Source organism: Paenisporosarcina indica (assembly GCF_001939075.1).
Classification (GTDB): Bacteria; Bacillota; Bacilli; order Bacillales_A; family Planococcaceae; genus Paenisporosarcina; species Paenisporosarcina indica.
This window is the reverse complement of record NZ_MPTA01000003.1, coordinates 87,625-103,066: the sequence shown is the minus strand read 5'-3', so window position 1 is coordinate 103,066 and position 15,442 is coordinate 87,625. Positions and strand designations below refer to the sequence as shown.

General features: G+C 37.5%; 11 protein-coding genes, 1 pseudogene and 1 other annotated feature. Of the genes and pseudogenes, 7 read left to right on the top strand and 5 right to left on the bottom strand.

Annotation, left to right across the window (positions count from 1 at the left end; translation table 11 throughout):
• The first annotated feature begins 55 nt into the window (after positions 1-55).
• Positions 56-1,402 carry a 3' terminal RNA ribose 2'-O-methyltransferase Hen1 gene (locus tag GY23_RS09870; protein ID WP_075619063.1) on the top strand — a complete coding sequence of 449 codons (1,347 nt, stop codon included), beginning with the start codon at positions 56-58 and terminating at the stop codon, positions 1,400-1,402.
• Positions 1,403-1,404: 2 nt separating this feature from the next.
• On the top strand, positions 1,405-3,996 hold the full coding sequence (locus GY23_RS09865; RefSeq protein WP_075619062.1) for a polynucleotide kinase-phosphatase: 2,592 nt from the start codon (positions 1,405-1,407) through the stop codon (positions 3,994-3,996).
• A 317-nt stretch (positions 3,997-4,313) separates the two neighbouring features.
• Here the strand turns inward: GY23_RS09865 and GY23_RS09860 are convergent, their stop codons facing one another.
• Positions 4,314-5,207, bottom strand: coding sequence for a DMT family transporter (locus tag GY23_RS09860; RefSeq protein ID WP_075619061.1), 894 nt, complete (start codon positions 5,205-5,207; stop codon positions 4,314-4,316).
• A 507-nt stretch (positions 5,208-5,714) separates the two neighbouring features.
• Between GY23_RS09860 and GY23_RS09855 the strand changes: the two genes are divergently transcribed.
• The 5 genes from GY23_RS09855 to GY23_RS09835 all read left to right on the top strand — a co-directional run bounded on the left by GY23_RS09855 (position 5,715) and on the right by GY23_RS09835 (position 10,121).
• Complete coding sequence (locus GY23_RS09855; protein WP_075619060.1) at positions 5,715-6,059, top strand: PadR family transcriptional regulator; 345 nt, start codon at positions 5,715-5,717, stop codon at positions 6,057-6,059.
• Positions 6,046-6,717, top strand: coding sequence for a DUF1129 family protein (locus tag GY23_RS09850; protein WP_075619059.1), 672 nt, complete (start codon positions 6,046-6,048; stop codon positions 6,715-6,717). The genes GY23_RS09855 and GY23_RS09850 overlap by 14 nt, the downstream gene beginning before the upstream one ends.
• Positions 6,718-6,769: 52 nt before the next feature.
• Positions 6,770-7,579 carry a DUF2785 domain-containing protein gene (locus GY23_RS09845; protein ID WP_075619058.1) on the top strand — a complete coding sequence of 270 codons (810 nt, stop codon included), beginning with the start codon at positions 6,770-6,772 and terminating at the stop codon, positions 7,577-7,579.
• A gap of 138 nt (positions 7,580-7,717) precedes the next feature.
• Positions 7,718-7,991, top strand: a binding site (T-box leader).
• 63 nt (positions 7,992-8,054) lie between these two features.
• Positions 8,055-9,269, top strand: coding sequence for an MFS transporter (locus GY23_RS09840; RefSeq protein ID WP_075619057.1), 1,215 nt, complete (start codon positions 8,055-8,057; stop codon positions 9,267-9,269).
• 48 nt (positions 9,270-9,317) lie between these two features.
• Positions 9,318-10,121, top strand: a complete 804-nt coding sequence (locus GY23_RS09835) for a hypothetical protein (RefSeq protein WP_075619056.1) — start codon at positions 9,318-9,320, stop codon at positions 10,119-10,121.
• Between the two features lie 171 nt (positions 10,122-10,292).
• Here the strand turns inward: GY23_RS09835 and GY23_RS09830 are convergent, their stop codons facing one another.
• From GY23_RS09830 to GY23_RS09815, 4 genes and pseudogenes are all read right to left on the bottom strand, one after another.
• Entirely contained in the window at positions 10,293-11,177 is an 885-nt protein-coding gene (locus GY23_RS09830; protein ID WP_075619055.1) for a DMT family transporter, read from the bottom strand.
• Positions 11,178-11,265: 88 nt separating this feature from the next.
• Positions 11,266-12,480 carry an amidohydrolase gene (locus GY23_RS09825; RefSeq protein WP_075619054.1) on the bottom strand — a complete coding sequence of 405 codons (1,215 nt, stop codon included), beginning with the start codon at positions 12,478-12,480 and terminating at the stop codon, positions 11,266-11,268.
• Positions 12,477-13,718, bottom strand: a complete 1,242-nt coding sequence (locus GY23_RS09820) for an amidohydrolase family protein (protein ID WP_075619053.1) — start codon at positions 13,716-13,718, stop codon at positions 12,477-12,479. The genes GY23_RS09825 and GY23_RS09820 overlap by 4 nt, the downstream gene beginning before the upstream one ends.
• A 58-nt stretch (positions 13,719-13,776) precedes the next feature.
• Positions 13,777-15,348 (bottom strand): annotated as a pseudogene (locus GY23_RS09815) (glutathione ABC transporter substrate-binding protein).
• Positions 15,349-15,442: the final 94 nt, after the last annotated feature.

Genomic DNA, 15,442 nt, shown 5'->3' with positions numbered 1-15,442 from the left:
ATGCTATATTAAACTAAAAGATTAATGGATAGAATGTGCGAAAGGAGTGTTTACTATGCAATTAACGATAAAAGCCACTGGTGAAAATGTGAAAGCCATTTCTTATTTGCTATCAAAGAACCCTGATAATGTATATGAGAGGAATCACAAAGGCCATTTAGTGCGCCTATTCTATAGCAAGTTTACAGAAACAGAGCTAGAAGTGACCATCTTTGTTACACCGGATCCAATAGAATTGATCAAGAGTAGCTCAAATTCCTATGACATTACCCATTACATAAATGATCGGGAATTTGCTGTTAGTAGTATTTTTTGTTCGTTTATTCGTTCTGCATTGGGAACGGCATTAAACGGACAGCCCAAGGAAGAATATATAGATTGGGTCAATCATCTTTTCCCATTCGAGTTTGAATTTGGTCCAGTAGTTTCAACCATTTCTGATGAGGTTTTAAATGAGTTGTTTGAGCCGATAGGTTATCAAGTGACGATTACCCGTCCGGAAATTGACTATTCTTTTCAAATGAAAGAGAAAAGCTCAGTAAGTTATATTTCCCTAAAAGGAACGAAAACGCTACAAGATGGATTAAGACAGCTATTTATCTTAATTCCGGTCATCGATAACTACAAGCATTATTTCATTGACGAAAAAGAAATTGAAAAACTGGAGCGCTATGGGGAAGGCTGGCTTGAAGCGCATCCAATGCGAGACATGATCTACCGCCAGGCACTTAGGTTTAAAGAAGTTTATAGTCAAGTCGAGAACACGAATTTAGAGGAGAAAATCGAAGAACCAAGTGAGAAAATTCGACTCAATGATCTTCGTTACGAAAGAATCGTTGAAACTGTCAGCCTTATGAAGCCAAAAAGCATCGTAGATTTTGGATCAGGTGAAGGAAAGCTTTCAGTACGCCTTGGTTTTGTGACTGGAGTAAAAGAAATTTTGGCGGTAGAGCCATCAGAATCTGCCACTCTCAAAGCATTACGCCGATTCGAAAAAGTGACGAATAAAGAAGGTTTTGTAGTTCCTGAAACACTTTGGGGTTCTCTTTTTTACTACGATGAAAGATTAAAGGGCAAGGATGTCATGATTTTATGTGAGGTGATCGAGCATATCGATGAGTACAGACTACCCAAAGTACTAGATACAATTTTGCATGATTATCAGCCGGGTGCACTAATCATTACAACGCCAAACCGTGAATATAACATGGTATATGATATGGACGATCATTTCCGGCACAATGATCATCGTTTCGAGTGGACGAGAGCGGAATTTTATCAGTGGTGTAATGAGCGAAATCTCCGCGAATCATATGACCTTCATTTTGATGGGATTGGTGAAGAGCATGAAACACAAGGTTTCCCAACACAAATGTGTGTGTTCAAAAGGAAGGTGAATTAACGATGCAAATCAGAATACCATACGCAGGAATTATCTTGTTGGTTGGCCCTTCTAATAGTGGGAAATCTACCATGTTAAAAAATATGATAGATAAGAAAGAAATCCAAGAATCCGAGGTCATCAGTTCAGATGAATTTCGCGTCTTGGTCAGCGATATTGAATTTATGGACTGGGATGGTAGACCTAAGGATGAAGCTGACACATTAATGGACGAATATCATGAGATTTCGAAAGAAGCTTTCGCTATGATGGATTCTGTCATTAATGCTAGATGTCGTTTAAATAAATGCACGTTTGTAGATGCAACTCACCTCCATCCAGATGATCGTAAGAGATACCTGTCAATCGCAAGGGAAAATAATGTACCCATCCTATCCCTCGTTCTTGATACCCCTGAAGAAGAGCTGCTGACAAGGGATGAACAAAGAGACAATCCTAGAGGGAAGAAACGAATTAAACAGCAATACCAGACTTTTAAACGAGAAAAACGTTACCTGAAAAAAGAAGGATACGATTCCGTTTATACCATTAAGGAAACACAAGACCTAGAGTTCGTAAGACAGGCAAACCCTATTGAAAAGGATGTTCAACACGGGATTGACATAATTGGAGATATTCATGGCTGTTACGAGGAAATGATTCTTTTACTTGAAAAGTTAGGCTATCAAAAAAATCACGAAGGACTCTATCTCCATCCTGATGGACGTAAGTTTGTTTCCATTGGAGACGTCATGAGTAGAGGACCTCAATCACTTAAAACGATGCTCTTTTACTACGAACATGTACAACAAAATCTAGCCTACATGATTGACAGCAATCACGGCTGGAAAATTGCCAGATGGTTGGATGGAAGAGACGTTACACTCCACCACGGGGATGAAAAAGTAGAAGAAGAATTCAAAGAATACGAATTACAAGTTGGAAGTGAAAAAGCACAGGAAACGAGACGAGCTTTACGAGATTTTCTCCTACATGCACCTGCTCACTATGTATTTACAAAGAATGGAGTACAAACCTTAGTTTGTGCACATGCAGGAATCAAAGACGAATATATCGGAAAACAATCGCAAGCCATTCGCGATTTTTGCCGTTACGGCGATACCGATGGATTTGATGAGAAAGGAAAGCCGGTCCGGAAAGATTGGTCGATCTCACACAATAAGAGTTCACTTATTGTATGGGGACACGACCCAAAGCCACGCCCATTGCTAATTAATAATACGATTAACATCGATCAAGGAGTTGTCTTTGGTGGAGCACTGACTGCTTACCGCTATCCAGAAGGAGAATTCATCTCGGTTCAAGCAAAACAAGATTACTCGGGAGCGGACGACAATCCGTTGGTAGAGTGGAAGATGAACCGTTTGAATATGCCGAATATCGGCAAATTCATTAATGGATATTCAGTACTTACGGAAGATTTGGGAGAAGTTAAAATTCATCAAGATACCGTAAAACCTGCGATTGATACAGTATCACATTTCACGATTCCTATTGAACAATTAATCTATATCCCGCCAACCATGAGCCCAACTCCTACTCCATCTTCTTTAGATGATTACTTAGAACATCCAAAGGAAGCCATGGATTACTACAGAAAAAATGGGGTCCAGACTATGATTGCTGAAAAGAAACATATGGGTAGTCGAGCCGTTCTTTTGCTGTTTAAAGATCAAGAAGCCTCTAAAAAGCATACTGGGATTGAATCACTAGGAGTTATTTATACAAGAACAGGAAGACGATTCTTTGAACCAAACACTGAGAAAAAATTAATGTTGAAAATCAATCAAGAGTTGCATGATCACGCCTATTTTAAACAATACGAAACGGACTATGTGCTCCTGGATGCTGAAATCATGCCTTGGAATCTGAAAGCAAAAGAATTAATCAGTAGCCAATATGCACACGTATCAGAGAATGCAATACTTGATCGAACCAAGCTGAAGGAGAAAATTAAGTCAGCTAATGGTGGTAATGAAGAATTGAAGGCTTGGTTAGAAGAATATAATCAAAAGCTGAAAAACGCACATACATTCAAAGAAGTGTTCCAAAAATATTGTTGGGAAATTGAAGACGTGAATTCCATTCAAATTGCACCATTCCATGTACTGGCTCATAGCAATCAAACATTCTTTGATCAACCGCATACATGGCATATGGAAATGAACCGTCAGTTTGCAAGTCAATCAAGTCTGTTTGTCGAGACAGAATTCAAAATCATCAAGGGCGAAACAAGCGAAAATGAAGTTATTAAATGGTGGCAGGACATAACAAGTGAAGGTCATGAAGGCATTGTCATCAAACCTGAATTTTATATTGCCAGGAATAGGGGCAAGTTGTTGCAACCTGCAATTAAGGTTAGAGGAAGGAAGTACCTGAACATTATTTATGGGATGGACTACTTGCTGCCGAAAAACCTTGAGAGACTTAAAAATAGAAATACAGGTAAAAAACAAAAATTGGCACTTAAAGAATTTGCACTCGGAGTTGAAGGGATCAATAGGTATGTCAATGAAGAATCGATTGAAAGAGTCCATGAATGTGTACTTGCAACACTGGCAATGGAATCTGACCCTGTAGATCCTAGGTTATAGGAAATAAAAAACACCTTCAAAAATCTTCACTTAAGCTAAGTGTTGATTCCGAAGGTGTTTTTTTCTATTTTGAAGAGTTACTAGACACTTAAAAGGGCATAACCATGGTGTAGAAGTAAAGCGTCCAAAGCATCTGGAATGCTATATGTGTCAGTGTATGATAAAAGCTCTTTAAGGCATGTTGCAGCAATCAGCCATCTATAGAGACCTGAGAACCTGGATGTAAAAGTGATCATTATCAGTTTTCAATTACAATGAGAGACTTGCGACATTTTGCCAGGCTTTTCTTATGGAAGAAATCACATAAAGAAAAACTCTCATCTGTCACCGACTAAATTCTTTGTTTTTGTTCGTAGTGATATGGAAACACCTATAACAATTACTAATGCTCCGACTAATTGAAGGGTTTGAATACTATGCCCCAATATAGGGAGAGCGAAAACCATAGCTATGAATGGTTCCAAATTCAACAGAAGTGCAGCTTTTGTAGCACCGACTTTATAAATGGAATGATTCCACAAGTAAGTACATAACCCATGCATAATGATTGCTGTAAGAATAAGTAACATCCAATAAGAAAATGGAACGGACAATACAAGATGAGTATTTTTCCACGGTACGAATGGAAGTATGCCGATCAGTCCGAAAACATTACTATACCAAGTGATGGTTGCAGGATGAATCGATTTGGATAAATGTTGTACAAAGACGAGGAAAACTGAAAATGATAGCATTGTTAAACCGATTAATAGCTCACCTTTTCCTACACTAGGTACAAGTAATGACCCTTTTGTGATTACTAACCAAACACCTAACAGAGCGACGAATGATCCAACCCAAAATTGAAAAGTTTTCCTCTCTTTAAACCAATAAGAAGAAATTAGGGCAGTGACTATCGGTGACAAAGCAAGGATTAATGCAGCTGTTACCGGTTCGGTGAATTGAAGGCTTGCATAAAAGCTCCATTGGTTCAACGATATTCCGATAAAACCTGCAATCGCTAACCATATAAAGTTGTGTATATTTAACTTCGTACGATAAACGGTTCGAAATGTCATGAAAAATAGGAATATAAGTATAAAAATTAGCCTGAAAAATGCGATTATGCTTGGATCGAATACACGAACCAAAATTGAGCCGAAAACAAAATTGCTTCCCCAAGCAACTACACAAAATAAAAGGATTAAGTATGTGAACCACTGTTTATTCATCAAGTATAAAATTCCTGCCTTTCAGATGGATGAGATAATAGAAGAAGAAAGTGGGAGTCACTTTCTCTTTTTATTATAAAGTAAATTCATATGTCATTTTAATAATTCACCATTAATCATAACTAAACGGCTATTCGAATTTCTAGCAACGACTACTGCTGAGGAAGTTGCATGTAGTAGATGAATATCGACCTCTGCATTATAACGGACTTCTGATCGAACTTAAATTGATTGATAAATGAAAGCCCTTCCTTTAGAGATGTTACCTATTGGGGAATAGATATGAGAAATGTCGGTTACGGATACATATACACGAATAAGAAGAGCGGCAACTTAAACATGATTTCGTCTTTCAAGGCACTGCTCTTTTTCGTGTTTTATGAACTTTATTGGTTGACTAAAGTACCTTTAGAAACATATACTAATGACAACTACTTTGTAAAACAAGGTAGTTAGTTTTTAAATAGCTACCTTGTTTTACAAAATACTGAGAAATGGAGAGGTTCTATGTCATTACGAAGTCAGTTACTAAAAGGAATATTGGATGGATGTGTGCTGGCTGTGATTGAAAAAGAGCTTGTTTATGGTTACGAATTATCACGAAAGTTACAACAGGTAGGCTTATCAGATGTTAGTGAAGGAACCATATATCCAGTATTACTTCGATTACAAAAAAATGGGCTGATTCGAGGGGTGATGAAGCCATCTGAATCGGGTCCCAATCGCAAATACTACTCGTTGACCACAGCAGGTGAGGAAGCGTTGAAAGTGATTTCAGAAGAATGGAAACAAGTGTCGGTTCCGATCAATGCACTTTTATGGAAAGGGGAAGATCTACATGAAAGCGAATGAATTAATTGAACAGAACAATCAGAAGAGAGAATTGCTCACGGAAGAAAATGAGATGTATTACTCTAAGTTATTGATGTATATACGAACAAAATTGAGCTTATCTGAACAGCAATCTGAAGAAGTATTGATGGAAATGTTAGATCATTTACTTGAGGGTCAAGATGAAGGTAAAAGTGCTCGGGAAATCTTTGGAGATGATCCTAAAGGCTATGCAGATGAAATCATCGAACAATTGCCAACAGAAGAAAAGCGGGATATGGTGAAGTTTTTAGGGCAACTCAGCTTTAATTTGATGGGATGGTTTTTGGTTATCCGTGGATTCACATTGCTTCTTTTCTCAATATTTGTAGATGTAAGTGACACGGTTTATATCCTGCCGACAATCATTATTTTAGGATTAATAGCACTTAGTGTATCTTTTGGGGTGAAAGTGATTCTTGGTTTAATTCATCAGTCTTTATTTAATGAAAAATCCAGCGAGAAGAAGGATATGTTAAAAGCTGGACTTTATGGCGCAGGAAGTTTTGCTATTATTTTGGCAGCTAATTATTTCATCCGCGAATTCGGACCATCATTCGAATTTCCTTGGACTGCGTCTCTTGGGTCTGGCGGAATGCTCTTATTAATTTCCTGGTTAATGAAGAGAAAAGTGTTGTAATGGGTGAATTTATAAGTTAACTAACAGAACAAAGAGGAGTGGGAAAAAGAAAATGACAGAGTTGACAAGTGCATTGAAAAATATTCTAAATGGCAAAGAAGAGAGTATTACAAAGGACATTCTTAATGACATGATTGAAAATATAGGTTCAACGGATCCAGTACTAAGGGACCAGCTAATATATAGTGCATTTTGTAAATTAGTAGATCGTCTAAGCAAACAGCAATTGGAATATGTACTAAATCTATTATTATATAAGCAACTACTAACACTAGATATTGAGAAACCTATGACAGATTCCGTTTTCACACGTTCTTTCACGGCTCTTTTCTTTGCGGCAATAGTAGAAAATGATGCTACCAATCAAATAATCGATGCAAAGATCATACGAAAAGTAATGGATGAAGCACACGAATATATGGCAATAGAACAAGATTTAAGAGGATTTGTAGAGCATAAGGGGTGGGCACACGCCGCTGCTCATGGAGCAGATTTGTTAGACTCATTAATAAAACACCCATTATCGACTGAGGAAGATGCTAAAAAAGTTCTCGAAAATATATTCCGGTTAATCTCGATTGCCGAGGGCTACAAGGATGATGAAGAGGAGCGTATAGCTCGTGCGTTTGTTACTTTGACAAAGCATCATCTCACAGAATCACTAATAATCGATTGGTTATTAAAAAGCGAGCAATTCTTTCTTGAAAGGAAAGCATCTTACAAAGGAGATCTTCAGCCATACTACACTCAACTAGCATTTAAGAATTTCTTGAAATCCTCTTACTTTTTATTAGAAAAAGAAGCTATTCAGAAACCGTTGCAAGAAGCAATTAAAAAAATTGTGGTTAGACTGATTTATTAAATGGATGTGTTTAGTGCTTCGAAAAATGAAATATAGCTCGATGTGTGTACGTACGAATATAATTACGATTTTAAATAACTGAGTAATTAAAATTTTGTTATATACATATAGATTTTCTTTATGGTATGATAACCAAAATCATTAGCGATGAAGAGAAGAGTAAGTAATCCGATTTCTTTAACAGAGAGTCCCGGTAGCTGCAAAGGGGCAAGAAAAAGATTATTGAAACAAGTCTCTGAGCTTCACATGGGAACCTTAAAAGGGAAATTACCTGAAGGGGGATTGTGTGACAGGTGCTCCTGTTATCGAGCTATAGTATAAGCATGAAATTTATGCCGTACTTGAAAAGGTGCTGATGGTGACATCAGAACAAACTGGGGTGGTACCACGACATGTTAATCTCGTCCCCAAGACAATTGTCTTGGAGGTGGGATTTTTTTATTTGTTTCAATAAAACATGTCGGAGGTTAAACGTATGAACAAGTTGAAATGGAAGTTTCCGGTCCTTTATTTGAGTGCAGTCGGTATTGCCAATATCGGAGGATGGATATATTTATTAGCGATTAATTTAATGGTTCTTGAAATGACAGGGTCAGCTTTGGCTGTAGCGGGACTCTATATGATTAAACCCGTTGCCCATATGTTAGTGGGGGTATGGGCAGGCAGTTTGATTGACCGGGCTTCAACTAAGCATTTGATGATTAGTTTGGATTTATTAAGAGCAGCTTTCATCCTGATGCTTCCTTTTATGGAGTCCATCTTTCTTATCTATTCAGTTGTCATGATCATTCAAATGGCTGGGGCGATGTTTGAGCCTGCATCTTTTAAATACATGACATTGCTGTTGCCAAAACATGACCGTAAAAGATTCAATGCTTTACTAAGTTTTGTACATTCGGGAGCATTTGTATTGGGACCAGCAGTGGCGGGTTTGTTGTTTATGTTAGGGTCACTTGAAATGGCTTTATTTGTGAATGTTGGAACGTTTGTGATCTCAGGTGGATTAACACTCTTTCTTCCAACTCAATTAACTGTCAGCACTACTGAGAAAACAGGCATAACTTTACATGATATCAAAAATGATTGGAACATAGTTTGGGCTTTTAGTAGGCAGGCGATGCCTTTTGTGCTTGTATATATGGGTTTTCAAGGAGTTATGTTGCTAACAGCTGCTCTTGACTCAATGGAAGTAGCGTTTGCGAAGGAAGTCCTTACCTTATCCGACTCAGCGTATGGTTCGTTGGTTAGTGTGGCAGGAATCGGATTTTTAATGGGTGCAGTATGTACAAACATGCTAATTAGATTCACTTCAGCAAAACAATTAATGGCAATTGGTTCTCTCTTTGTCGCAGTCGGTTATGTCATTTACAGTGTATCGACAACCTATCTAGTTGCCGGTATTGGATGTTTCATCCTCTCGTGTTTTCTTTCCTTTGCCAATACTGGGTTCATGACATTTATCCAATCAACTATTCCTGTCGATATTATGGGGAGAATCTCGAGTTTATATGGGATGGTATCTAGTTCGATTCAATTGTCTGCTGTTCTTTTATTTGGATTTGCTGCACAGTTATTTTCAATAAAGATAGTAGTTATGGGTGGATCCATCCTAATGTTTTTAGTTGCATGTGTTTTACTTGCTACTTTAATTAATTCCAAGTCTTCGTCACAGCTCCAAGTCGATAGTTGAAACTTATTTTAAAAATAAGCGTAATTCAGTGGTAAGGGGGTGAGTGAAGTGAAGAATTTATATGCCAGATATTCTACTTATTCTTTTCGAGCAGGAATTCTTGCAAGTATTGCAGTCCCATTGATTGCATTTTTAACCTATATTAAATTTTTTTCTGATCTCCAACCGCTAATAAATGTACTATTAGTAGGTTTTATTTCTTTTGGAAGTTCAACCTATTTCAAAAAGGCAAGTCGAAAACTTTCAGAAACCATGACAAATACCGAAACTCATGATTTCTCCGTAAATGAATTCAACTTTCAAACAGATATTTCTTTTCATTCTCGCTTGTATCTAGTTTCACACGAAGGTGAGCAATTGTTTGTGGTGGAACCAACAAAGCAAAAACCGATTTCAAGGTATTTGACAGTCTTCTCTCTTGTATCATCGGGTCTTATCATACCGATTACTTACGATGTGATGTCGCTTAATCGTTCTAAGGTTTTTTCATTTACCATGAAAAATGAATGGAAACAATTTCGAGTGACAGTCACGAATGAACAAGATGTAATAATTGGTGAGTACATCCAGCCATGGAGAACTAGCACATTCAAAAATAAAGGTATTTTATATCTCGGTAATCTAAAACTTCCGAGGAAAATCGAATCTAAAAATATGACTGGGGATATTGATATTCATGATGAGGACTCCCTACTAACCGCATCTTATCGTTTTGGAATATTCCCATACGCATTGCATCCAGCGTTTCAAGCCATTTCAACTAATACACATATTAAACTTGGCCCTCATATTTCTACCGATGAGCGTAAAGTCTATCTTGCTATTTTTTATTTTTGGCTGTACGGTAGATGATTTAATTTAAGTCTATAACCGAAAAATCAGTTGTTAAATGTACTGGTTTTCTTTTGATTACCAACCAAAGAAAACCAAAAAGAGGTGGAGAAAAACGATTCGTTTTCCTCCACCTCTTTTATTTCAGGACTTATGTATCCCACAGGGCACTTAAGTTAATTATGCTTCATTTTATCTACTTGCCATGGATTGCGTCCGAAATGACAGTGTAATTCCTACAACAATGATCAGTGCCCCAATCAATTGTAAGGTTTTAATTCCATGCCCTAGTATCACCAAAGCGAAAACCATAGCTATAAAAGGTTCGAGATTTAATAATAAAGCTGCTTTAGTAGCCCCAACTTTATATATAGAATTATTCCACAAATAAGTACATAAACCATGCATGATGATGGCTGTTAGGATAAGGAGTAACCAATAAGAATAGGGAATATCCCATACAAGATAAGTATTCCTCCAAGGTATAAAAGGTAGCAAGCCAACTAATCCAAAAACATTACTATACCAAGTGATTGTAGCAGGATGAATTGATTTAGATAATTGTTGAACAAAGACTAGGAATATTGAAAATGAAAGCATTGTTAAACCGATTAATAGTTCACCTTTTCCTATACTTGGCACTAGTAGTGAACCTTTTGTGATGACTAACCAAACTCCCAGCAAAGCGACGAAAGAGCCCGACCAAAAATGAAAGCTTTTCTTTTCTTGAAACCAATATGTTGAAAGTAAAGCTGTGACAATTGGTGATAAGGCGAGGATTAAGGCAGCAGAGACGGGTTCAGTATATTGAAGGCTGGCATAAAAACTCCATTGGTTTATAGATATACCGATAAAACCTGCAACGGCTAACCATAACCAATGGTGCATGTTAAGCTTGGATTCTTTTACAGTTCGGAATGTCATAAAAATAAGGAAAATCAGAATAAAAATTAACCGGAAAAATGCGATTAAGCTGGGATCAAACTTATTGACCAAAATCGAGCCGAAAACAAAATTACTACCCCATGCAACTACGCAAAATAAAAGAATCAAGTATGTAATCCAATTTCTATTCATTTAATTCCAGCCTTTCATTTTCGGTGCATAATAAAAAGAGAAAGAGGGGACTTCTTTCTCTTTTTATTTGCCTCATATTTCGGTGACGTTATACCAATTCACCATGTATCATAACTAATCGGTCACTTGGTTTTCTTGCAATAACTTCCGCGGAAGAAGCTGCTTCAAAAAATACGAAACTTGCCTCATCTTGGATATTTGGCCAAACTTTATGACCATCAGCATTTAGAGGAACAATCCCGCCTGTGACCCATTTAAGCGAATTTCTTAGCGATTTTTCGTCGATTTTACGTGTAAGTTCACAGAAACGAGAAGCTTTTTCTAATACATCACCCGTTCCATAAGGGCTCCACGAATCATAAAAGCCATCACAACCAAAATGTACTTTCACCCCATGGTCATCTAATAAATCGATTGGTGGTATGACTCTACCAAGATTTATTGGAATGGTAGACATGATGGCCACATCTTCTTCTGCAAGACGGCTTGCGACTAATTTTTGCTGGGCAACCGGAATATCACCTAGACAAAAAGAGTGACTTAAAGCTGAACGCCCTTGGTATTTTGCATCTTTTACAATGTCAATCCATTTATCGGTTGTATAGTATCCAACAAACCCACCGTCATGAAGATGAATGTCGACATCCGCATTAAATTCATTTGCAATGTCCATGATTTCATAAAGTGATTTTTCAATTGCGTTATCAATACCTGCAGGATCTAAACCACCAACCATTGTAGCACCACTTCTCATAGCTTCACGCATTAAGGTTGGAACGGATTCGCGTAAAAGCCCGTGTTGTGGAAAGGCGATGATATCAGCGGTCACTTTACCTTTAAAATTATCAAGTGCTGCAATTACACCTTCTAAGTTCTTTAAACCAATATAAGGATCAATGTTAACATGTGTACGAATATGAGTAGATCCATTTTCAAGAAGAGTCTCTATCATTTTTGTAGCTCTTTGTTGAGTTGTATCTGATAATAAAGTTAACTCGGCAGCTTCAAAAGTTAATCGTTCTTTTAAATTTGCTACAGGTGTGCAGGCTTTCCAATCCAGCGTCATATACGTTTTATCAAGATGGTTATGCATTTCTTTAAACGTAGGAAGGGCAAGTTTTTGTTTCATGTTAATTACTTCTTGTCCAGCTGGAATGGGTTCTTTGACATCTAGCTGTTCAACGATTTTTCCATTTTCAATTTTCAGGTGAAAGATCGCAGTTTCAGTTTCGACTGTCCCATTTTCTAATAATTTTTCTCCGGTTTCTAGCTTAACATTGGATAGCCACTTAATTTTACTCATTTTAAAACCTCCTTCTTAAGAGATTCACCATTATGAAACACTACATTCCCTTGCGATACTACATGTGTAATAGGGCGTCTTCGTGCAATTGCATGAGCTGAGCATTCTGCATCAAGTAAAAGGACATTCGCGAGATCCCCCTTTTGTGGCCACATGACTTCCCCCTTATCACTAAGAGGCATGATCCCTCCAGACGCGTACTTCCAACAACGATTTAATGAATACTCATCAATATATTTAAATCTTTGAGCTAATAGACTGAGTTTTTCGATGGTATCACCAGTTCCAAAAGGTGACCAGTGATCGGTCAAACTATCATGGCCAATAGAAACTGAAACCCCGTTTTCATGCAAGTAAGGGATTGGGATGGTTGGACGATTGATTGGCACAGTTGTCGTAACATCGATTTTGGCTTCAGCCAGTGCCGATACCATTTCTTCTAATTCTTTCCCATATAAATCGCCTAACGCGATAGCATGGCTTATTGTGACCTGGCCTTGTTTATTTGCTTGATTGGTTAACTCGGCAAGTTTATAAAATTCAAATGCACCCAATGAGTTAGGATCATGAATATGAATATCGATTCCTTTTCCGGACTCAACCGCGATATCCATTGTTAAGTTTAAAGAACGATCGATATCACGATCAATTACTGAAGGGTCAACGCCTCCAACTAATGTTGCGCCCATTCTCATCGCTTCTCGAATTAAAGGCTCTACTTTTGATCGTAATAAACCATGTTGAGGGAATGCAACGATGTCATATGTAACCTGTTCCTCAAACTTTTTGAATGCTGCCTTTGTAAGTTCAATATGTTGAGTACCAATTTGTGGATCAACATTACAATGTGAACGAATATGCGTATGACCTTGTGAGATTAACCATTGAATCATATTTTCTGCACGATCTTGAGCATAGGGAAGTTGATTGGGAAGAAGTACCTGTTCCTCTTCGATTCTTGTGAGAATCCCGTTCGTAATCGGTTTACATGCTTTCCATGGACCACTGAAATAGGTTTTATCAACATGAATATGCATTTCTCTAAAAGAAGGCATTAATAATTTCCCATCAGCGTCTAATACTTCATAACTAGATTGCGGTATGTTCTTTTCTATTTCTACAATTATTCCGTCTTTGATTAATACATCATATATGCTTGTCTCTGTACCAACAATACGTGTATTTTCAAAAATAAAGCCTGTTTCAAGACGTGCATTTTTGATTAGTAATGAACACATTCAATGACCTCCAAATTGGATAAAAGAGACCGAGGTTAAGTCAGTCTCTCATCCATTATTATTTTACTGTAACTTCATTCAAAAGAAGGTAATTAGAAGCATCTAAATAGAAGTTGTCTACATTATTATTATAGATCGCTAGATGTTCATAGTTACGAATAGGAATGTACACTGCTTCATCCATTTCAACTTGCATAGCTTGCTTATAAATTTCTTCTCGTTGTTTAGGGTCTGTCTCAACTCGACCTTGTTCAATTAATTTATCTACTGCAGGATTTTGGTAATAGAAATGGTTCCCGGGAGAACCGACAGATGCAGAGTGGAACAAGTTATATTGATTGTAATCTCCATCACCTGTTGCATTACCCCAACCGCCGATAAACATTTGATGCTCACCACTATTAACTTGTTCGATATAAGAACCATATTCCATTACCTGAATCTCTACATCCACACCTATACCTTTTAGTTGGGATTGAATGACTTCAGCCATATTAATTCGTTCTTTTCGATCGCTCGTTAAGAGATTGATTTTCATCCCATTATCAAAACCAGCTTCTTTTAGTAAGGCTTTGGCTTTGTTGACGTCATAAGGATATGCTTCTACATCCTTACTGTATCCAAATACTTTAGGGCTCATCGCTACATTGGCAAGAGTACCGACGTTATTGTAAACCCCATCAATAATTGCTTCTCTTTCAATTGCATAACTGACAGCCTGACGGACCTTAACATTATCGAATGGAGCTTTAGTTGTATTGAAGCCTACATACTCAACTGCTAATCCTTCAGTTCTGAAAAGGTTTAACGAATCAGAGCTTTCAATTCGATCGATCTCTGTTACTGGAACTTGATCGGATATGTGTGCTTCACCGCTTTCAATCATTGCCAGTCGTGTCGCATCCTCAGGAACAACCTTAAATTCAACGGTATCAATTTTGACCTTTTCACCCCAATAATCATCGTTCTTACTTAATGTAATTTGTTGACCTGATTTCCAGGAATCAAATACAAATGGACCCGTTCCTACTGGATGTGTCGCTAATTCTCCAGGACTTTCTTAAATTGATTTAGGGCTGATGATACTACCTTCATTACTAGCTAAAATTGATAGTAATGGAGCATAAGGCTGGGATAATTTAATCGTAACGTGTGTATCGTCTTTTACGATGATTTCAGAAATCATTCCCAGTTTATCTTTTTGTGGAGAACCTGTTGCTGGATCTAGTAAACGTTCAAGCGTTATTTTAACGGCTTCTGCATTAAAAGGAGTGCCGTCGTGGAATTTAACACCTTCTTGTAAGGTGAATTCCCATGTTAGATCATCCAATTGTTTATATTCAGTAGCCAGGCGCGGTTTAATCTTCATGTCCTTGTCAAAAGCAACAAGTGTTTCATAAACTTTGCCGTGAACAACATTTGCTGAAGGTATATCTGTTATGAAATGCGGATCAAGGCCAGTTGCATCCGACAAACGAACAACTACCAAAGTTCCACCCGTTCCATCCCCATTTTCAGTTTTCTTACTTCCTTCATTTGCGTCTCCTGCCGAACCTGTGGAGCACGCTTGCATAAGTAACATCAGAATAGCCACTATAGCAAACCATTTCACCCATTTTATTTTCTTCATAACCTTTCCCCTCCAAAACCGTTATTTGTCTTTCTAAATTGAAGTATAAAGAAAATGAATTGTAAATATTTTCGAAATATTTACATGTTTTTTA

Excerpts from the sequence above, each read along its gene's own strand:
- GY23_RS09870 (WP_075619063.1), top strand. The coding sequence starts at position 56 with ATGCAATTAACGATAAAAGCCACTGGTGAAAATGTGAAAGCCATTTCT.
- GY23_RS09865 (WP_075619062.1), top strand. The coding sequence starts at position 1,405 with ATGCAAATCAGAATACCATACGCAGGAATTATCTTGTTGGTTGGCCCT.
- GY23_RS09860 (WP_075619061.1), bottom strand. The coding sequence starts at position 5,207 with ATGAATAAACAGTGGTTCACATACTTAATCCTTTTATTTTGTGTAGTT.
- GY23_RS09855 (WP_075619060.1), top strand. The coding sequence starts at position 5,715 with ATGTCATTACGAAGTCAGTTACTAAAAGGAATATTGGATGGATGTGTG.
- GY23_RS09850 (WP_075619059.1), top strand. The coding sequence starts at position 6,046 with ATGAAAGCGAATGAATTAATTGAACAGAACAATCAGAAGAGAGAATTG.
- GY23_RS09845 (WP_075619058.1), top strand. The coding sequence starts at position 6,770 with ATGACAGAGTTGACAAGTGCATTGAAAAATATTCTAAATGGCAAAGAA.
- GY23_RS09840 (WP_075619057.1), top strand. The coding sequence starts at position 8,055 with ATGAACAAGTTGAAATGGAAGTTTCCGGTCCTTTATTTGAGTGCAGTC.
- GY23_RS09830 (WP_075619055.1), bottom strand. The coding sequence starts at position 11,177 with ATGAATAGAAATTGGATTACATACTTGATTCTTTTATTTTGCGTAGTT.
- GY23_RS09825 (WP_075619054.1), bottom strand. The coding sequence starts at position 12,480 with ATGAGTAAAATTAAGTGGCTATCCAATGTTAAGCTAGAAACCGGAGAA.
- GY23_RS09820 (WP_075619053.1), bottom strand. The coding sequence starts at position 13,718 with ATGTGTTCATTACTAATCAAAAATGCACGTCTTGAAACAGGCTTTATT.